The sequence below is a fragment of the Mesorhizobium sp. WSM4807 genome (genome assembly GCF_055811615.1).
The window spans coordinates 116,630-134,578 of record NZ_JBVVQY010000009.1; the positions used below are offsets into that span (position 1 = coordinate 116,630).

The following is a 17,949-nucleotide window of genomic DNA, read 5'->3' on the forward strand; positions in this document are numbered from 1 at the left end:
GCCATCTCTCCGCGGCCGCCTTCCGCGCCATGCTCAGCCGAACCGAATATTGAATCGGACCAATTGCTACCGTGCGAGCCTTGGAGAAGGACCTCATGAACTAACTTGTCGCCGGCCTGCCAGTCTGCACCTCTAAAAGCTCGTAGTCGACAATGATCCGTTGGTGACCTTCGTTCCTCGTGCCGCGACCGCTTAGCGCCCACTCTCGGACATTTAAAACCGCCGGTGCTTTCCTAGTAGCTGACGGTCCGCCCCTTGCTTAGCGACGGCTAATCCGTTTGCTACGGACCACGGGCGCGAGCATTTATCCCCGAGACTATCCGAGATCTTCCGGTTGCGCGCCTCCACCATGACCGATTGCAGACGCCGGGGCCGACGGAAGGCTCCATGGAAAAAGTGTTGGACAACGCGGAGCGCCTGGAGTGGGCTCAAACCTTCGGGTTCGGCCAGTACCGGTTGCTGAATTTACTCAGAGCTCAACGCTAGCTTAGCGATCCTCAACTCCGACACGGATTGTCTGGCGTCGCCCTCATCGTGCCAAAAGGCGAAGCGCAATCACTCGGAAGGTTCTGAAACATTGTAGGTCAGAATACATGCGAAGTCCTCCACGATCTGGTCGCGAGAAGGCCGTGCAGACGCTCGGAAAGTGCATGTACAGCTTGACCGTATCTGGATACACGATCGGGTGTCGGGGACCGATCAATTTCAATCATCACTCGCTACCAAGGGGCCACATTTGTGAATAGAAGCGTGGATGCCGTACTGCGTTATTGGCGCACTTCTTTGGCTGACGGAGCCCTGGGAGAGGGCAAGTTCAGCCAACGGGATCGCCAACGGTTTATCGAACTCTCTCCGGAGACCCTCAGGAATGGCCTGCTGCCTAGGGAGTCGGTCAATCGACTATTCAAGGGGGAAGCAAAAGCTAAGACTGTTGGGGTCCGCTTTTGGCCGCTAGTAGTGGCAAGGCGCGTGTCACATGGTGCGGTGAGCATCGACGGCCTTCCCGAATTGGGCGCGCCTGTGGTTACCGAGGCACTGCTTGACCGCGAGGGCAAGATCTCGCCGCGACGCAACGCGATTGCGCGTGACTTGCTGACGCCGCTACCTTCTGACGAGTTCACTATCGGTGCTGTAGATGCCTTAGATAGCTTCCTGACTGCGGAGCCGCTGCAAGCGGGCGACACTTCGGATTGGGCGGCCTATTTGGCGCATTGTCGCAAAATGGTGGACGCCGTGGCCAAGGGCTGGCCAGAAGGAGATCAATATTACCGCGCAGCCGGTTTTGGCTTGCTGGAGCTAGCCGAGGACGCTTCGGCGACAGTGCGTAATATCTTGCACCTATACGACAAAATCCTAGCCGATCGTCCGGGCGCGCCGCTCCTCGCCAAGATTGTCTCACCAGCGAAGGCTTCGCTCGCTGACCGCAAGATAGAGAAAGCACTTGCCCGTCGTCTGGGTCATTCCAATCCCCATTTCCCATTGGCTGAGCAGCAGCGACAGGTTCTCGCCTGGCTGGACGCTGCAGCGCCAGGCGATGTAGTCGCCGTCAACGGTCCGCCGGGGACGGGTAAGACGACCCTCCTTCTTTCGGCGGTGGCCGGACTTTGGGTTCGTGCAGCATTGAATGGCGGTGATCCACCTGTGATAGTGGCTACGTCGTCCAACAATCAAGCAGTCACGAACATCATCGACGCTTTTGGTAAGGATTTCGCCTCTGGCGACGGGCCGATCGCGGGGCGTTGGCTGCCCGAAGTCGGCAGCTTTGGTATATTCTTGCCTGCAAATTCTCGACGGCAGGAGGCGGCAGAGAAATATCAAACCGAGGACTTCCAAACTCGGATTGAAACCATCGATGGCTTTCAGGCAGGGAAAGATGCGTGGCTAGTTTCTGCCAGAGCGGCTTTCCCTGACGTTCAGGGAGAGGTCGCCGACTATGTCGCTGCCATTCAGCGAGCTATTGCCCATCAGGTGGCAAAACTTGAGGAGGCTGACCGCAGCCTCGAACATCAATCTTTGGCGATGGACAAAGCGCAGCTACTTGGAGCCGACCCGGCGGTAGCAGAAGCGCGTGCACAGGCAAGTGTCAGCGACTGGGCGCTTGTGGTCGAAAGCATGCAACGCCACCGCGCTGCGTTCGCCCGCCAACAAGCCCAGGAATCCAGCCTCCTGGCGCTGTTCAGCTTTCTCCCGGGCATTGAACGAAAGCGAGTTCTCAGGGCGCGCTTGACGCTGGGAGGTCTTTCCGGGTTTGAGGGGCTGAGGCGTGTCTCTGAGATTGACCAACTCCTAGGTCAGACGCTCCGAAAGGCCGAGGGCGAACATGCCTCGGCAAATAAAGCTTTGACTCGCATCAGGAAGGTGCTGGCGGAGATCAGCGCCGCCCAATCCGCTCGAAAACAGGCGTTGATGTCGCTCCACGGAGGGGATGGGCTGGAGGAGGGCTTGGAGGATCGTATTGACGTCAACCAACGTTTCGAGCTTTTCCGACTTGCCACCCATTATTGGGAAGGCCGCTGGTTGATGGCGATGGAAGCCGACTTGGCAGCGATCGTCGGCTCTGCCGCGAAAAGAGGCCGATCCGCTTTGGTCCTTCGCTGGCATCGGCGCATGATGCTGACCCCTTGCGCAGTTTCAACCTTCGCCAGCCTCGCTTCGAAGCTTTCTTACAGCCGCCGAGACGGAAGCGAATGGTCCAATGAGTTCCTTTACGATTTTATCGACCTACTTATCATCGATGAGGCGGGCCAGGCCTTGCCCGAGGTCGCGGGCGCTGCCTTCGCTTTGGCCAAGCGCGCCCTGGTTATCGGCGATTTGAGGCAGATAGAGCCGATCTCCGCCATACCTCGCCCCGTCGACGTTGGGAATTTACGCGAGGCTGGTTTGCTCCGTTCGGATGCAGACATCCAAAGCATCAGTGCCACGGGCCTTTGCAGCACATCAGGCAGCGCTATGGGGCTCGCCCAACAAGCCTGTCGCATTTCGCCTTGGCCAGACCTAGGTCCGGGCCTTTGGCTGTTTGAACACCGCCGTTGCTATGATGAGATCATTGAGTACAGCAATGCCCTTTGCTACCAGGGCAAGCTTCGCCCCCGTCGCGGGCCCGTGCCAAGCGATGCGCTCTTGCCTGCCATGGGATACGTTCACATCGACGGAAAGGCGGTTCGTGCGAGCAGTAGCCGCTCAAACCCCACCGAAGCTCACACCATCGCGAATTGGATCTCTCAAAACCGTCTCTCTTTGGAGGCGCGGTACAATCGCCCAATAGAGGAAATCGTCGGCATTGTTACACCATTTGGAGCTCAGGTCCGCGAGTTACAGCGGGCTTGCTCCGCACAAAAGATCCTAGTCTCGGGGCGCTTGGGTATAACAATCGGCACCGTCCACGCACTTCAAGGTGCCGAGCGCCTGGTGGTAATTTTTTCTCCTGTCTATTCCAAACATGCCGATGGTGGTTTCATCGACGCTTCTCCCAGCATGCTGAACGTAACCGTGTCACGCGCCAAAGACAGTTTTCTAGTATTCGGAGACATGGATGTGCTGGCGAGCGCGGTACCTGGTTCGCCTCGTGCATTGTTGTCGGCCTTCCTTGATAAACCTGGTCGAGAGCTCAATTTCGATCCGGTGCCGCGCGCCGATCTACACGGGAGCCAAAGAGAGTTGCAAAGTCTGCGTGACGCTGCACAACATGACGCGTTCCTGTTGGATGTGTTGTCTGCCGACGCGCGCCGCTATCTGATCGTAAGCCCTTGGATCAAGCTGCGAACGATGGAGCGTACAGGCATTTTGAAGGCCTTGGAGTTAGCCGCCGCCCGGGGTGCCAAGATCGACATCTACGCCGACCCCTTGTTGAACGCCGACCTGACGCCTGGTGGCGCCAAGCAGATAGACGAAGCTGACGGGGCGCTGAGACAGATTGGCGTCACGCTGCACCGTCTTGAGAAGCTTCACAGCAAGATTGTCGCCGTCGAGGATGACCTTCTCTGCGTAGGGTCATTCAACTGGCTAAGTGCCGATCGAGAAGGCCAATATGCACGTCATGAAACCAGTTACATCTATCGAGGCGACGATGTAGAGGCCGAAGTCCGCGTGACGAGGGATGACTTGAAACGGCGCACTAAATAACCGGTGGGTGTCTATCGGATAACCCTTGAGTCAAACGAGCCACACGCAGCAATGCGCCATCATTTCGGTCGTTCAGACGAGCTTTGCCTTCGCCTGGAAACGGACTTTGCGCCGGACACTCGGAACGGTCACTTCGCGCCCCACAGTCGGTCATAGAGGAAGTCGTTGCCTCTGTTTGAAAGTAGACATCGTCTGGGCAACGAGGTCTCGTTGCCTTCCGCGCCATAGGAGTCGTTGGCATCCACCGTTGCGCTCGATGCGCTGATTTCTTGACCGCGAATGGCGCATGGCATTGGCATCTTCATCTTTCCGTGGATGATGCCAAGGCGGGGTTCGAGGCTCCAGACCATGAGCGGCGCAGTGATGGTGCGATAGGCGGATTCCCTCGTATGAGGAAAGAAAGCAGAACTCTAGATGCCAACAATGTCTCGCGAGGAATTGATTGTTGCGATCGGTGAGGGTCGGATTGCGGCGCAGTAACGATTGACACCACCGTCTTCGACAGCAAACAAAAAGATTTCAGGCGCACGGATTTCCGGTCGATCGCGCAGATCAAGACCAGGAAAACACCGATCCTGATAACCGACGTGATTGCGAGCGAGATGATGTCTCACCTCGAGGTCGAGGCGGCGGACACGCAGCGGGCTCTGAAGACCGCACTGCGTAACCACAATCTCAAATGGCATCGCCAAAGCGCCGGCGGTGAACAAGCGACCCTGTTTCTGGACAAGGATCCGGCGGAATTCGCAAAGTCCGAGTTCGATGATTTCGTCGCGACCGTGGGGGCGGAGGTGATCAAGGTCGCCGATACGCCGGACGGGCTGACGGAACTGTTCCGCCGGTATTTCGCAGTCGAGACGCCCTTCGCGAAGAACCAACCCCGCAAAAAGGAATTTCCCGACGCAGCCGCACTACTGTGCCTGGAGGCCTATGCAAAGCAGCGGAAGAAGCTGGTCATGTGCATCGCCCAGGACAAGGCCTGGAAGGATTTCTGCGAGAAATCAGATCATCTGGTCGCGGTGTTTCCACTCAATGAAGCGCTCGGGACTTACAGTGAAGCCTACAAAGATGCGGATCTCGCCGACAAGATCGTCGAGCTCTGGAAGGCGGGAGAGCCTGGCTCCCAAGGTGCCGGCGACGGCGGTTGCGTGAACTCCACGCCGCGCTCTGTCAGCCGTTCATAGGCCGCCCCGACATCGGGTGTAATTAGAATTGCACTCGGCAGCAAGAGGACTTCGAGCATGAGGTTCGCAGTGCCATCATCGACCGGCTCAGCTATGAATGGCCGTCCCAGGCAAGTTGGGACCGGCTTAACCAGGAGGTCGGGGGTCAACTCGAAAAGGTTCGCTCACCGCTCGCCGCGTGCATGGAAGCGCCGTCGAGCCCCCGCTGTAGGTGGCGTCTCGCCGGGCGTGTCGTCGGGCCGCTCTGTGAAAAGCAGATGGGTGGGCGACTCCCCGACGGCCAGCTCGATCCAGCGGAGACCGTCCCGATAGGGAGCATCCGTCGCGACCTTAAGCCCTACCTTGTCGCGATAGAATGCGATCGCGCGATCCTGGTCGCGCACTGGCAGATGGGCGAATTTTACATGGCTGAACATATGATTCTCCTTGGTCCCGCCCGGTCCTCCTCACCCCTCCATTGAACGATGAAGAACGATGAACGCTCTCGCTGCATCGCCTACCCGGCGCCACGGCCAAGACGGTGAGATCGCCGACGTCGAGGACACGGTCGCCGCCGGCTCAGACATTCCAGGGAAGCCTCCCGGAAGCACTGAGTCACAAACCACGTAAACCATCTCTTCCGAAGCCCGCGCCCACAGGTCACGTGCCTGAAACCCGGAACTGTGGATCGGCGCGGTCGCGTCGGCCGTTTGCTTGCGCCAACGGTCGGCGCGATCTTTATTGTCGCTTCTTTTTTCAGCCCATCTTGGCAATGATCTTTGCCATATCGTTGGCGTCGAAAGCCCTTAGGGTCTGCGTTCGGACGTTGCCGAGCGAAGCTATCGATAAGCTGAGCGCGGTCGCGGCAATATCATCGTCGGCTTCGGCAATCGCAACCACGTCGTGCTGACCGAGCGTCCAGTAAAGCGAATGCACTTTGACCCCGCTTTTGGCCGCCATCTCCTTGAATGCTTCAGCACGCTTAACGGTGTCCTTGACTGTCTTAGCCCCTTGATCCGTGAAGTTGGTGAGCAGCACATAGTAAGCCATGTTATCCTCCCATAGACAAGGAGGCGTGCGGGCGCTTCGGCGACCGCCGCATCTCCCGCCTCAAAGCATAGCACGTCACGCGAACTGCGTCCCATTGCTAAGGCCGATTGCAAGAATGGCTCCCTTATGACGCCCTTGGCTCGGGAACAGTGGGCGGAAGGCCCTAGCAGGCCGTTGAAGAAGGATCACGTTTGGCCTGGAGGATGGCCTCGTCGCCATTGTGATGCGAATGTGATCTCGATCGAGCCGTGGTCCAGCAGTTCGGCGAAGCCATCCCTGCGACGTCGTCCAACTCCTCGCAGCCGGCCCAAGTGTAGGAAGACCGTCGAGGGACTGTAGCCGAGATCGACGGCCACTTGGAGGACAAGACTTACACACGCTTTCGCCACCAGCCAGAACGATTGTCATAGCGGTGTCTGTCACTGCCCTGGCGGTGGGGTCTGATCCCGTATTGGGCGAAGGACCCGAAAGGTGGCGCACAGCCGAATCTTTGAAGACCGACGGCCGAGTGGCGCCGCGCGAAGGCGGCGACTGGCAGGTGTCAAACGTGCGGTGCCGTGCCAATCGGCAGCTTAGCCCATTCCAAGATTGCGGGTCCCTGATATATTACTCTGACCATCTCGTTCGCAGGATCCGTTTTGCGCATATGCAGCCGGCAACTCGAGCGAGAGCGTAAGCAAGCCTTCCTTCCCGCCGACGCGCCGAACCTCGGAGGTGTTATGCTAGTACTGGTTTTCGGCCTCGTGGTCTTCTTCGGAATCCATTCTGTTCGGATCGCCGCCGGCAGCTTTCGTGATGAGCAAATCGCCACAAACGAGCGGCGCTGGAAGGGACTTTATTCGCTCCTATCGATCATCGGCTTCGTGCTGATCGTCTGGGGCTGGAGTCTTTATCGGCCCAATGCGCCTGAGATCTACGAGCCGCCCTCTTGGGGCCGCCATGTCGCGTCGGTGTTGGTGCTCGCCGCATTCGTCTTTCTGGCAGCCGCTTACTTGCCCACGGGTTCAATCAAGCATCGGCTGAAGCACCCGACGCTGGTGGGCATCATCCTTTGGGCCATCGGCCACCTCCTGGCCAATGGCGACCTTGCCTCGCTCCTAGTCTTCGGAGCATTTCTGGTTTACGCAATTGTCGATCTCATTGCCGTCATTCCACGCGGCGATCCGGCACCCGCGGTCGTGCGACCGCGTAGCGACCTGATTGCTGTGGGCATCGGCTTGGTGGCTTTCGCATTGTTCGGGCTCTGGCTGCACGGCTGGCTGTTCGGAGTCTCGCCCTTCGCTTGAACGTCCGCAGCGACGGCGCGCCTTCGAGGATGTCTTGGGGAATCCCACCAGTTGCCGCGGATCGAGCGCCTCGCAGACGCCACAGGGAAACAATGCTTGACATAAGGTCGGCACATCAGAATTTTGATCCATAGACGGCTCCAGCCAGCAACATTGCGGTAATTCGGCTCGGATCGCGCGTTGCTTTGCCAACCGCGCGCGACGCTGCAAACACGAGCGGTACGGGATACAATTACTGGAGCGAATGCGTCCCCGGGATGGCTCAGATATCCTCCGTCGCTTCTCTCGCCGAGGTGGGTCCGTTCGAACAATGCGGCGCACCGGCCCGTTTTGAATGCGTTGGCATGGATTCGTCGGGCGCGACGCGAGGGCCGCCGGTTGCTCAGCATCGGGGACGGCGTTCCAGTTGACGGCGTGGTTCCGGCTAAATGGCGGGGTTTCATGATTGCGGGCGGCAGACGGATCAACCTGATCGATTACGAGCTTTGCGTCCTGCAGGCGTTGCGCGAGCGCATCCGAGCCAAGGAGATCTGGGTGGTTGGCGCCGATCGTCACCGCAATCCGGACGATGACTTGCCGAAGGATTTCGATCGTCGCCGGGCCGAATATTACGCCGATCTGGGTCTGTCGATGGATGCCCGCGCCTTCACCGCCGCGCTCAAGGCGGAAATGGAGGAAGAATTGCGTAGCCTCGACGCCGCGTTGCCGGGCTGTCGAAGCGTACGCATCCTCTGGCGCGGGAAGAAATTCGAGAAAGACAGCAAGCCCTTCTACGTTCAGACAGATTTCCTATGGTCGATACCATTTAGGGCGAAGCCTGAAACCGCCGCGCCGCTGGCGCGTTGTCAGTTCTAAACAAAGCCGTGCCCGAATAAGGATAGCTTAGATGGACGTACTCGAGGCTAAACAGTCTTTAAGCGCGCGTTATCTTCCGCTGGGTTTTCGGAGCAAGGTTGTTGCACGTGTTCAAACGATGAGTGTGGATGAGGCGGTGGCCGGAGCGCGCCTCAATGTCCACGCAGTCGGTATAGGGCACAAGTTTGTGAACGGGCAGGCTACGACAGACGATATGGTTGTGCGTGTTCACGTTGTTCAGAAAATCGCGCCGAGCCTGTTGTCCCCCAGGGATCGGATTCCCGAAACAATTGATGGTATCCCCACCGACATTATTGAATCCGCTCCTGCATTTGCATTGGCGCGCAGACCCAAAACGGCAGCGGGACAGGCTGCTTCAGCGTCGGCTGCTCCGACGTGTTCTGACTCACGGAAAGGGAAACAGAGGCCTCTCGTTGCAGGCATAAGCGTGGCCCACCGTGATATCACTGCAGGGACACTCGGTTACTTTTGTCGCTCGCGTCGACAAGGCGATAGTGCACAGCAAGTTTATATTCTTAGCAACAATCACGTCTTAGCCAACGTGAACAAAGGCTATCCGGGCGACGATATTTATCAGCCTGGCCCAGCGGATGGGGGCGATAGCCAGGCCTATGTGGCTGACTTAGTGCGATTTACTCCCATCGACCTGTCAGGCGCGCCGAACAGAGTGGACGGGGCGATCGCGAAGTTTGCGCCTGATATCCAATGGCGGCCCGAGATATGTACAATCGGAAGCATCAATGGAACAGCGGTTACAGCTGTTGGGATGAGCGTTTGCAAGCATGGGCGGACGACGGGCTATACTGAAGGCATCGTTACCGACATCGCCTACGACGCCTTGATTGGGATGGATCACAGTGATGCAAGCATCGTAGGATTGTTCCAGAATCAAATTCGTATTGAATCCGTCTCTGGCGCGCCGGCATTCGGGCTTGGCGGCGACAGTGGCTCATTAGTGGTCGAATTGGGCCAGAAGCGGGGTGTTGGATTGTATTTTGCCGGTCCTCCATCTGGAAATTATGGGGTCGCAAACCAAATAAGTGATGTGCTGTCTGAACTTGAGATCGAGTTAGTCGACGGAGCGGATGTTGCCGCAATCGCTTGAAGATGCCAAATCAAAGCTGAGTGCCAAGTACCTCGGCAAGTGCGGCGTCCATGGTGTTGGAATAGTGCGCGACCAGCAAGCCGTCCGGTTCGAAGTCGATGAGCGGGTGACGGAAGTGGAGCGGGAGTTGCTCGGGAAGCTGCTCGATGAAGCGCGGCAGGAAGCCCACCCTTTCAAGGTGATTGCCAACATCGAACCACGAGCCAACACGTACCAATAGTTTCTTTCGGTGGCATGTCGAATTGGCGTGAGGGCGACCTGAAGGGTAGTCGGCCGAACATTGCTATCGATCCGGCACCACTGAGACCCACGGCGGCCGATCAAAACATACGTGGCAATCCCGCGAGATAGATCCCTAGAACCGTTAGCGCGCCGCCCTTACTCCCAGCCGGCATTGCGACGATCACAGGCCGAGATGGGGTGTTGCTCAATATCACTCCGCTATCTGGGTTCGGGCGGCTGATGCCGAACGTCTGCAACTCGCCCGTTTTCAGTCATTGAGGTTGGCCGAATGGAAAGGTCCGTTACGGCTAGATCCGTTCCGAACGCATTCCTCTCTGCAATCTTATGCGACCTTCAGCGAACAAACAACGAACAGCGCCATAACGGCTTTGCTCATATCCCGCTCATCCGCCGTCCGCGATAGCCTCGTCGCGACAATCCTAGGCTGAGTGACCGTCCAAGCCGGGCCGGGCGCTGTTTGATTGCTAGCCGAAAGATTTTCGCGAATTCTTCAAAAAAATCCTTCCTGCGCTTTTTCCGACTCAGCATAATGCCGGCTTGAGGGGGATATGATTGACTCGTCGACACCAGATGCACTCATGCTTCGCCCCGTGCCACTAACCTCGGTACGGGAGAGAGACGGCCGTCCGTACACGCGATTTGCCGACGTCGAAGAGGAAATCGCCGAGGTCCTCCAGTCTGACAGGTCGGGCGCCATGCTGCTTGAGGCGCCCTCGAGATGGAAAACCCAGACGCTCGTCTACTTCGCCCGCAACGGCGGCAAGCGGCGCGAGCCGACTGGTCGCCTGGTGCGCGAGGTCATGACCCGCGCCGGCAAGATCGTGGCGTTGAACTGCCGCGGGTTCAGTCCAACCGACGTCGACGAAATCGCCGGCGAGGTCAGGACTCACCTGGTGAAGCTGATACTCACCGAGACGCCGACCCGGATGTCGGAATACCTCGAGATCGACCTCAGTGGTTCGATCGCCAGCCAGACCACCAAGCAGCGTGCAAAGCTCAAAGACAAACCCAAGCCGCGCATGGTCGCCAGCGCCTCAACGACCATGAACGACTTGGACCCTCTCGATAGCCTGGTCGACAAGGCGGCAATCAGCGCTCTGGACGAACTCATCCGGAAGACTAGCCCGCCTATCCGCCACTCTCTGGCGAGTTCGACTCATCCCAAGGCATCGCAGTCGAGGCCATCGAACGCTACGAGAAATGTCCGAGACGCTTCTATTATGAGGATGTGTTGCGGTTGCGATCACGGTCCGACCGGGCCTTTCGGTCATCCGGTCGACGCTCAAATGGATGAACGCGGCGGCGCCGGCGGCACGCACCAGCGAGTTCGACGAGCAATTCGAGTTGAGGTGGGCCGAGCAGGGCCCTGTCGATCATCCGCACAACCCAGTTTACCGTTCGGCGGCTCGGCAGATGTTGCGCATGGCTCAGCGCGAGTTGATGGGGGAAAACCTTGATCTAAGTCGCGAGGCCCTGGTGGGCACACGGAGGGTTCTGCTCCAGGCTGACAATATTCGGGTGGGCGAAAGCCAGATCGTGGTGCAGCGGCTCAAGGCCGGGCGCCTCGCCAAAAAGGAGACGCAACGAACCCGTGACAAGCTCCTGTTCGCTGCCGTTTCCCGCGATTATCCGACAAAACCGGTCGTCTTCGAGCACGTTTCGCTTCTCACCGGCGACCGCGCTATCGGGGCGACGAAATCTGATTCAAAGATCACTGACGAGGTGACGGCCGTACCGCCAGGATAAGCCGACGCCGATGCGCGATCGTGGCATCCTTGTCGGCGGCCAACCAATCGTCAGGCTTCGCCGCAAGGCTCTCGAGGCAGCGGATGCGCGCCGAGGTCGACAGATTTGTGAGGGTCTTTGCCGACGTGACGTATCATGATCGGTACACATCATTTTGTGCGCTGGTCCGAAATCGTGTCAGCTTGAATTTCAGCTTACGACCCCAATCAGGACCCTGACGCTCCGGCCCTGATAGGCAACCCTTGACCCTGAACAGCCTTAGCCTTCAGCAGTGGCGAACGTCGTAGAAGGGGTGGCAAGCAGAGGGTCGTGAGCAAAGCGCTGAATGACCGGGGTGCGGACAAACGAGCCATCGCTTATAGCGATGGCCACCCTTGCTCCCTTGCGCGAGTCGTGCCCCGAGCCTTTCTTTGGCCTGAAGCTTAACTCGCTGGCGAGCACCCGGGGACGATCAAGCCGCCGCCGAACAGTGCAAGGGGCGGCAGACGGTCTCTCGGCAGCAACCGAAAATGCGGCCCAGATGGGCTCACCGGCCGAACCCCAAGCATCTTGATCGCGCGCGTTTTACGCGGAACGCGCGTTCTCCTTCGGTTAGCTCGATGATCGCAACCGGTTCCTCCGAACTCGTTCCGGAATTCCAGGACCGGTCGTCCTCCGCCTCCTATGCTGCCACAGGCGCCGCCAGGAGCTGTTCGACGAACCGGAATGCAGCCGGACGGTTCTCCTCCCAGGTCGCCAGGATCTGGTCTGGCGGCAGGATGAACCCGCCTTCTTCGAAGGTGCGCGGCCTGAGTTCGACCGTGAACGACGGTATGCCGTAGGTCCCGTAGGTCCAATCCGTTGTATCGCCCGCGGTTGAGTAGAGCTCGGAAGACTGCTGCGGGACATAGGTCTTGCCATGCACCCCCTTAATCAGGGTTTGCATCTCCTGGGCCATCCCCACCATCTGCTCCCGATGCTGAACGTCCGGTATGGGCTTCTCCGTGTAGCCCCAGGGGTAGAGTATGAGCTGAGAGTAGCTGTGATAGGTGATCACGCCGGCGAAGCGTTCGCAGCCTATGAGATCGCGGACCGCCTGGGTCTCCGGCTCGGAGAAAGCGCGCGGGCCGACATAGGTCTCGTCGCTCGGCACGTGGCTGGAAGTGGGCACGTCAAGAATGCCCCACATGTAGCCATAGTTGCGGTTCGGGTCCACGCCGAACGAGCCGTCGTCGTTCCTGCGGCGGTTCTTGCGCCAAAGCCGCTCTTGTGCCCGGCTGTGTTCATGGCCGTCCGGGTTGACCAGCGGGGCGACCCAGACTTCTCCGCTCGTAAGCCAACCTGCGATCGGCGCCTCGTCAGCCCGCTCGACGAGTTCCTTGGCGAGCAGGAAGGGCACTTCCACGGCGATCCACTCGCGCGCGTGGTGGCAGCCCATGAAGAGAACCTTGGGAACACCGCCGCGACGGTCCCCGATCCGCAAGGCAAGGATGGGCCGGCCCTCGATACTTCGGCCGATCTCGATCAATTGGGCGATGTCCGGCTTCGCTTCCGCAAGCTGCCGCAGCTCCTCCTCCAGGCTGGCTGCCGAATGATACTGCTCCGCCGCCTCGGCGCTGGCGAAGGTGGACAGGTGCCGCGCCACATCCTCGAGTTGCTCGACGAGGTAGCCCATGCTGGACAGGCGGTCCAGCTGAGCCTCGGTTGCACGAAGGATCAGGTGATCCGGCTTGACCTCCCAAACGTCGATGCCCAGCGGCACTCGAAGAACGTCCCCAAGCGGCTTCTGCAGTCCCGAAGACGTGACCTTGGCGATCAGGTTCATGCGACCATCTCCTTCCTTCGATAAAGCGAGCCTGATCAAGGACCCTCGGATTGCCCGTCGAGGTGATCGGAGCTGGGTGCTCCACTTTCCAGGTCGGCGATCGTGCGGAGGCGCTCGACGCCAGCTATTCGTCGGCGCTCGAGCTCGGCAATCGTCTGCTCTGAGGCAACCGCCACGACGGCGTCAGCTTCCCGTTCCCAGACATCAAGGCTCAGTGGAACCTTCAGGAGATCGTCGACTTTGCGACCCGCAACTGGAGTGAGACGAACCAGCCAGCGGACCGTCGCGCCCTCCGCCATATCAGGTGCTCCTCGGCATATTATGCAGCCTGTCTCGACTTTAGCCTCTCCCGAAGTGAGGTGCAACGCCGCCCCCGAAGCCGGTCAGCCCATGCCATGCTGTGCAGACCTCCACACCGTTCACGACAATAAGCGACAAGGTCGCCGTTCGCACGCATCGCGGCCGTCCGAATGTCCGCTATCGTTTTTCGGACACCAGAAGTTGCCGGTCTGCTTCCGGCCCCGGTCCTGCCGGACGGCAAGGCGCCCACAAGCGGTCGTCAAGTATGCCCCATAGCTCCATCTGCAACCTTGTGAGAACACGCTAGCCGGCGTTCGACCAACCGGCGGCGGCGGGCCGCCTGAAATGTGCAGATCGAGAGACAGTCGCCCATCACGTTTCCCTTCCACTCTGCCATTGTCTGGAACCCAATCGGTTTCAGATGACTTGTTCGTTGATAGCTCTTGAAGGGAGAGGCCATTGTCCGCACCTGAGGAAATGGATGTCGTCCTCGAAAAGCTGCCTTTGAGGATCGGCGCCTACATACCCGACGACTTGCTGGAAGACTGGTTCGCGCCGGGAACGGGCATGAACCCGGTCAGCCCGGCAGCGCTGGCGGCCGCCAAGACTTACGGATGGCGCTTCGAATGCGAGTTCAAGCACTATCCCGAACGGATGGAGGGCGTGTTCTGGAAGTGGGTGCCGGCGATCTGATCCGCGCAATTGCCATGGGCCCCTTGGCGCTTTGCCGCCAAGCGTGATCGCTCTCCTGGTCGCCTTAGCCTACCGGCGTCGTCACCTTTCCGGTTCCGCCGCATTCGGGGCAGGTGCGGCCGTCGATCATGCCTGTCCCGGCGCAGCGGTGACACATATGCTCGCCGGCGCCAGCAATGCCTGCCGCGTCGGCATTGGCTTCCCGAAATTGCTCGGGTTTGCCTTGCAGCTGCTTTCCTAGCCGGGCGGTCTCGTCGACTTCAAGCGGCGTGCTGCTGTCGTCGGGTTCGCCGGATTGGCCGATAGTTTCGTTGCGCGGCCGGTCGTTGGTGCCTGTCGTTATCTTCTGAGCCATTGCAGTACTCTTTTGCGGTGGCGCAGCTCTCAGCTTCTGCGCTTCGAACGCCTCAGCTCCGCAGAGGTTCCGGTTGGCAATCGTCGCCGGCGGGCGCGGACGGAAGCGGCAAACAGCCAAGCGCATCCAGGCTGAACGGCACGAGTTCGGGGCGTCGCCCAAGCAGGATTCCCATCAATGGCGCTGCCGCAGCCATCGCATCGGCGCTACGACAGCTGCTCCGACCGCACTCTCACATCGTCGCTCAGCTGCCGCACGACCTCGGCGGTCTTGCGGATGTCGGCTTCGCCGAGAGCAGCGCCCATGGTCGAGGCGATCGCTATCAGCTGGGCGTTCAGCTCGCCATAGCGCGCGGCGCCTTTGCGCGTCAGCTGCACAAGCTTCGAGCGCCGGTGTTTTGGATTGTCGATGAATTCGACCAGTCCCTCTGCGGCAAGCTCATCCGCCAGCCGCTGCATGCGCTGGCGGCTGGTGGGCCGCATCTGGGCGATCTGCGGCACGGTGAGCGGACCAAGCAGCGCGAGGCTGCGCATGAAGCCGAACGCACCACCGCCCCAACTGGTGATGAGCCCTGTCTTCTGGCCGAGAGCCCGTATCCTGAAGAAGCACTGGGCCACTTCGAGCATCAGCTCGGTGATCGCCTCGGCCTTGCCGTCAACGATGGGGTCCGCCCCCTTCGTTCGGTCAGTCCCGTGTCGTGCCGACGCCATCGCTTCCGTTCCTTTTGTCTGTGCCAATCTCTGCGATTGACACTTCCGTTGTCAACTTCTAGAATGACACCTTAGTTGTCGTTTTCTAGGCGGCTGTAGGGCTTCGTAGCCTAGGCGCCTGCGGGAGCAGACATGGAAATGGCTGGGCAAATCGACAGCGGAACCGCAGGCGTTATCGCGAGACCGCCCCTGCTCTTTCTCGCCGCTTTTCTGATTGGCTTTGTGCTGGATCGCCTGCTGCGTTTGCCGTTCCCCGGAATGGGGAATGACCAGGTCACCTGGGTCGTCGGCGGCTCGCTGATCCTGATCGGTTTTGCGCTTTTCGCCGCGGGCATTCGCAACTTCTCGCGCGCCGCGACGCCGGTGCCGACGAATGAGCCGACGCGCGTTCTGGTGACGACCGGCATCCACGGCTGGACGCGCAATCCGATCTACCTCGGCATGTTCCTCATCTACGGCGGCATCGGCGTGGCCGCGCAGAATATTTGGATCCTTGTCCTCACGCTGCCGCTTGCAATCCTGATCCGCTACGGCGTCGTCGCCCGCGAGGAGGCCTATCTCGAGCGGCGCTTCGGCGATGCCTATCTCGACTACAGGCAAAGCGTGCGGCGGTGGCTCTGAGCGTCGCAAGAATGCCGATCGCGTTGCTCTGATCCCAAAGCCTCGCCGAGCTGGTACTATTTTGTCGGCTGACGACGATCCAGAACCAACGCTTAGGGATTTCAAATGAAACTCGGCTTCATCGGCACAGGCGCGCTCACAGCCGCGATTGTCACCGGGCTTAAATCAGTCGCGGACAATTCCGTATCGGTGCTCCTGTCGCCCCGTAATCAAGAAATCGCTGCCAGCCTGGCGCTTCGCTACCCGGATGTACGCGTTGCACCCGATAATCAGGCCGTCCTCAACAGTTGCGATACGATCATGCTCGCGGTTCGGCCGCAGATTGCGCATGACGTGCTTGCAGGATTGCAGTTTCGTCGTGACCATCACGTCGTCAGCTTGATCGCCACCCTGTCGCGCGAGGAAATAGCCGCGTTGATCGCTCCCGTGGAGCACGTGACGAAAGCACTTCCCATGCCGATGATCGCTCACAGGCAGGGAGCGACAATCATCTGCCCGCACGATCGGCGCATGGCGGCATTGTTCGGCAGGCTGGGAAAGGTGATCGAGGTCGATGATCCGAGCGAGTTCGACGCGCTGAGCGTCGTCACCGCGACATTTGCCAGCTATTTCAAATATCTCGATACGATCCATGGCTGGCTGACAGAGCATGGCGTCGCGGACGCGCAAGCGCGCGACTATGTCGTCACGCTTTACAAGGCGCTGGCCAACGCACCGGAAACAGCGCCGGATACCGGCTTCATGGATCTGGCGGAAGATTATGCAACGCGCGGCGGGCTCAACGAACAGGTTTTGCGCGAGCTTACGGCGCGGAATGTATTTGATGCCTTCGCAGAAAGCCTGGATGGCGTGCATCGGCGTATCTCGGCAGGAGCAGCGCCGCGCACCGGCCCCCCAGCGTGACTATGACAGCCGATCCTGCCGTAATCCTCCACACCAACGCGCCGGCCGTGGCGATGAAGGTGTTGCGGGACAAGCATCCGGGGCTGTCGGTCTACCCTTGTGACAGCTACGCCGGTCTGGCCGCCCTGATCGAAGAGACAAAAGCCGAGATCGTCTACTCGGTGCGCTTCGACGGCACAGCGCGCTTTCCGCGTTCCGCTCTCCTGGAAAGCCCGACGGTGAAATGGGTGTCGGTCGGCGGGTCGGGGACGGATCATCTGGGTCCCTGGAACTCCGAAAAGGTGACGGTGACCAACGCCGCCGGTGTCGCGGCCGACATGATGGCCGAATACGCGCTGGGGGCGATGCTGTCGTTCTCGCTGGGTCTTCGAAATTTCGCCAGGCATCAGCGCGCCCGGACATGGATCACTGGGGCGGTCGAGCCGATCCAGGGCAAGACCTTGCTGCTGCTCGGCCTCGGCAGGACCGGGCAAGCATTGGCCCGGCGTGCCAAAGCCTTGGGGCTGACGACGCTCGGCGTGCGTGCGCATCCCGGGCCAACCGCCGATGTCGACGAGGTTCACGGCATCGAGTCCTTGCCGGGGCTTTGCGGCCGGGCCGACTTCATCACCTGTTGCGTGCCGCTGCTGGAGGCGACGCGCGGGCTGATCGGCGCTGCGGCGTTTGCCGCGATGAAGCCGTCAGCGGTGCTCATCGACGTTTCGCGCGGCGGCGTCGTCGATGAGGCAGCGCTGCTGTCGGCGCTCGACGGCGGCCGCATCAAAGGCGCCGCGCTCGATGTGTTTTCGACCGAGCCGCTGCCGGCGGATCATCCACTTTGGGAGTATGAGAACGTGATCGTCACCCCGCATTGCTCGTCGGTCTATGAAGGCTGGGAGGAGAAAGCGCTTGATATGTTTGCAGACAATCTCAGCCGCTATCGGCGCGGCGAAAAGCTGCTCGGCGTTGTCGATCCAATGCGCGGCTATTGAC

At 59.9% G+C, this 17,949-nt stretch carries 18 protein-coding genes and 1 pseudogene; 12 read left to right on the forward strand and 7 right to left on the reverse strand.

Annotation, left to right across the window (positions count from 1 at the left end):
* Positions 1-750: 750 nt before the first annotated feature.
* Together AC0L3N_RS14380 and AC0L3N_RS14385 are read left to right on the forward strand one after the other, a co-directional pair.
* Positions 751-4,122 carry an AAA domain-containing protein gene (locus tag AC0L3N_RS14380; protein WP_473548200.1) on the forward strand — a complete coding sequence of 1,124 codons (3,372 nt, stop codon included), beginning with the start codon at positions 751-753 and terminating at the stop codon, positions 4,120-4,122.
* A 482-nt stretch (positions 4,123-4,604) separates the two neighbouring features.
* A complete protein-coding gene (locus AC0L3N_RS14385) occupies positions 4,605-5,306 on the forward strand; it encodes a PIN domain-containing protein (RefSeq protein WP_473548306.1) in 702 nt (233 codons plus the stop codon).
* Here AC0L3N_RS14385 and AC0L3N_RS14390 read toward each other — a convergent pair.
* The 3 genes and pseudogenes from AC0L3N_RS14390 to AC0L3N_RS14400 all read right to left on the reverse strand — a co-directional run.
* Positions 5,276-5,365: pseudogene (locus AC0L3N_RS14390) on the reverse strand (hypothetical protein); the annotation flags it as partial. The gene AC0L3N_RS14385 and the pseudogene AC0L3N_RS14390 overlap by 31 nt on opposite strands.
* A gap of 105 nt (positions 5,366-5,470) precedes the next feature.
* Positions 5,471-5,722: a VOC family protein gene (locus tag AC0L3N_RS14395; RefSeq protein WP_473548202.1), complete on the reverse strand. Its 252-nt coding sequence runs from the start codon at positions 5,720-5,722 to the stop codon at positions 5,471-5,473.
* 319 nt (positions 5,723-6,041) lie between these two features.
* Entirely contained in the window at positions 6,042-6,335 is a 294-nt protein-coding gene (locus tag AC0L3N_RS14400) for a GYD domain-containing protein (protein WP_473548203.1), read from the reverse strand.
* Positions 6,336-7,054: 719 nt separating this feature from the next.
* Between AC0L3N_RS14400 and AC0L3N_RS14405 the strand changes: the two genes are divergently transcribed.
* From AC0L3N_RS14405 to AC0L3N_RS14430, 6 genes are all read left to right on the forward strand, one after another.
* Positions 7,055-7,621: an NnrU family protein gene (locus AC0L3N_RS14405; RefSeq protein ID WP_473548204.1), complete on the forward strand. Its 567-nt coding sequence runs from the start codon at positions 7,055-7,057 to the stop codon at positions 7,619-7,621.
* Between the two features lie 441 nt (positions 7,622-8,062).
* Positions 8,063-8,476 carry a hypothetical protein gene (locus AC0L3N_RS14410; protein ID WP_473548205.1) on the forward strand — a complete coding sequence of 138 codons (414 nt, stop codon included), beginning with the start codon at positions 8,063-8,065 and terminating at the stop codon, positions 8,474-8,476.
* 31 nt (positions 8,477-8,507) lie between these two features.
* Positions 8,508-9,602 (forward strand): chymotrypsin family serine protease, encoded by a 1,095-nt coding sequence (locus AC0L3N_RS14415; RefSeq protein WP_133254689.1) that lies wholly within the window; start codon positions 8,508-8,510, stop codon positions 9,600-9,602.
* A complete protein-coding gene (locus tag AC0L3N_RS14420; RefSeq protein WP_473529296.1) occupies positions 9,586-9,822 on the forward strand; it encodes a hypothetical protein in 237 nt (78 codons plus the stop codon). The genes AC0L3N_RS14415 and AC0L3N_RS14420 overlap by 17 nt, the downstream gene beginning before the upstream one ends.
* Before the next feature lie 571 nt (positions 9,823-10,393).
* Positions 10,394-11,302 (forward strand): hypothetical protein, encoded by a 909-nt coding sequence (locus tag AC0L3N_RS14425; RefSeq protein ID WP_473548206.1) that lies wholly within the window; start codon positions 10,394-10,396, stop codon positions 11,300-11,302.
* Positions 11,268-11,591, forward strand: a complete 324-nt coding sequence (locus AC0L3N_RS14430; RefSeq protein WP_473548208.1) for a hypothetical protein — start codon at positions 11,268-11,270, stop codon at positions 11,589-11,591. Before AC0L3N_RS14425 ends, AC0L3N_RS14430 begins: the two co-directional genes overlap by 35 nt.
* Before the next feature lie 661 nt (positions 11,592-12,252).
* Here the strand turns inward: AC0L3N_RS14430 and AC0L3N_RS14435 are convergent.
* Both AC0L3N_RS14435 and AC0L3N_RS14440 read right to left on the reverse strand, forming a co-directional pair.
* Complete coding sequence (locus AC0L3N_RS14435; protein ID WP_473485626.1) at positions 12,253-13,395, reverse strand: M14 family metallopeptidase; 1,143 nt, start codon at positions 13,393-13,395, stop codon at positions 12,253-12,255.
* 35 nt (positions 13,396-13,430) lie between these two features.
* Complete coding sequence (locus AC0L3N_RS14440) at positions 13,431-13,694, reverse strand: hypothetical protein (RefSeq protein ID WP_128169785.1); 264 nt, start codon at positions 13,692-13,694, stop codon at positions 13,431-13,433.
* 460 nt (positions 13,695-14,154) lie between these two features.
* Between AC0L3N_RS14440 and AC0L3N_RS14445 the strand changes: the two genes are divergently transcribed.
* The gene (locus AC0L3N_RS14445; protein WP_258121066.1) at positions 14,155-14,388 is read left to right on the forward strand and encodes a hypothetical protein; all 234 of its coding nucleotides are present in this window, start codon (positions 14,155-14,157) and stop codon (positions 14,386-14,388) included.
* Between the two features lie 64 nt (positions 14,389-14,452).
* On the opposite strand, the gene AC0L3N_RS14450 is transcribed toward AC0L3N_RS14445, so the two are convergent.
* Both AC0L3N_RS14450 and AC0L3N_RS14455 read right to left on the reverse strand, forming a co-directional pair.
* The gene (locus AC0L3N_RS14450; RefSeq protein ID WP_473548210.1) at positions 14,453-14,743 is read right to left on the reverse strand and encodes a hypothetical protein; all 291 of its coding nucleotides are present in this window, start codon (positions 14,741-14,743) and stop codon (positions 14,453-14,455) included.
* A 206-nt stretch (positions 14,744-14,949) separates the two neighbouring features.
* Positions 14,950-15,453: a MarR family winged helix-turn-helix transcriptional regulator gene (locus tag AC0L3N_RS14455; RefSeq protein ID WP_473548211.1), complete on the reverse strand. Its 504-nt coding sequence runs from the start codon at positions 15,451-15,453 to the stop codon at positions 14,950-14,952.
* 138 nt (positions 15,454-15,591) lie between these two features.
* On the opposite strand from AC0L3N_RS14455, the gene AC0L3N_RS14460 reads away from it, so the two are divergent.
* The 3 genes from AC0L3N_RS14460 to AC0L3N_RS14470 all read left to right on the forward strand — a co-directional run bounded on the left by AC0L3N_RS14460 (position 15,592) and on the right by AC0L3N_RS14470 (position 17,948).
* Positions 15,592-16,074 (forward strand): methyltransferase family protein, encoded by a 483-nt coding sequence (locus tag AC0L3N_RS14460; RefSeq protein WP_473548212.1) that lies wholly within the window; start codon positions 15,592-15,594, stop codon positions 16,072-16,074.
* A gap of 105 nt (positions 16,075-16,179) precedes the next feature.
* Positions 16,180-16,977, forward strand: coding sequence for a pyrroline-5-carboxylate reductase (locus AC0L3N_RS14465; RefSeq protein WP_473548213.1), 798 nt, complete (start codon positions 16,180-16,182; stop codon positions 16,975-16,977).
* Between the two features lie 2 nt (positions 16,978-16,979).
* Positions 16,980-17,948 (forward strand): D-2-hydroxyacid dehydrogenase, encoded by a 969-nt coding sequence (locus tag AC0L3N_RS14470; protein WP_473548307.1) that lies wholly within the window; start codon positions 16,980-16,982, stop codon positions 17,946-17,948.
* The last annotated feature ends 1 nt before the right edge of the window (position 17,949 follow it).

What these genes read in the sequence shown, in the direction of transcription:
- AC0L3N_RS14450 (WP_473548210.1), bottom strand. Translation starts at nt 14,743, where the DNA reads ATGGCTCAGAAGATAACGACAGGCACCAACGACCGGCCGCGCAACGAA.
- AC0L3N_RS14455 (WP_473548211.1), bottom strand. Translation starts at nt 15,453, where the DNA reads ATGGCGTCGGCACGACACGGGACTGACCGAACGAAGGGGGCGGACCCC.
- AC0L3N_RS14410 (WP_473548205.1), top strand. Translation starts at nt 8,063, where the DNA reads ATGATTGCGGGCGGCAGACGGATCAACCTGATCGATTACGAGCTTTGC.
- AC0L3N_RS14465 (WP_473548213.1), top strand. Translation starts at nt 16,180, where the DNA reads ATGAAACTCGGCTTCATCGGCACAGGCGCGCTCACAGCCGCGATTGTC.
- AC0L3N_RS14405 (WP_473548204.1), top strand. Translation starts at nt 7,055, where the DNA reads ATGCTAGTACTGGTTTTCGGCCTCGTGGTCTTCTTCGGAATCCATTCT.
- AC0L3N_RS14460 (WP_473548212.1), top strand. Translation starts at nt 15,592, where the DNA reads ATGGCTGGGCAAATCGACAGCGGAACCGCAGGCGTTATCGCGAGACCG.
- AC0L3N_RS14400 (WP_473548203.1), bottom strand. Translation starts at nt 6,335, where the DNA reads ATGGCTTACTATGTGCTGCTCACCAACTTCACGGATCAAGGGGCTAAG.
- AC0L3N_RS14435 (WP_473485626.1), bottom strand. Translation starts at nt 13,395, where the DNA reads ATGAACCTGATCGCCAAGGTCACGTCTTCGGGACTGCAGAAGCCGCTT.
- AC0L3N_RS14470 (WP_473548307.1), top strand. Translation starts at nt 16,980, where the DNA reads ATGACAGCCGATCCTGCCGTAATCCTCCACACCAACGCGCCGGCCGTG.
- AC0L3N_RS14415 (WP_133254689.1), top strand. Translation starts at nt 8,508, where the DNA reads ATGGACGTACTCGAGGCTAAACAGTCTTTAAGCGCGCGTTATCTTCCG.
- AC0L3N_RS14395 (WP_473548202.1), bottom strand. Translation starts at nt 5,722, where the DNA reads ATGTTCAGCCATGTAAAATTCGCCCATCTGCCAGTGCGCGACCAGGAT.
- AC0L3N_RS14430 (WP_473548208.1), top strand. Translation starts at nt 11,268, where the DNA reads ATGGCTCAGCGCGAGTTGATGGGGGAAAACCTTGATCTAAGTCGCGAG.
- AC0L3N_RS14425 (WP_473548206.1), top strand. Translation starts at nt 10,394, where the DNA reads ATGATTGACTCGTCGACACCAGATGCACTCATGCTTCGCCCCGTGCCA.
- AC0L3N_RS14440 (WP_128169785.1), bottom strand. Translation starts at nt 13,694, where the DNA reads ATGGCGGAGGGCGCGACGGTCCGCTGGCTGGTTCGTCTCACTCCAGTT.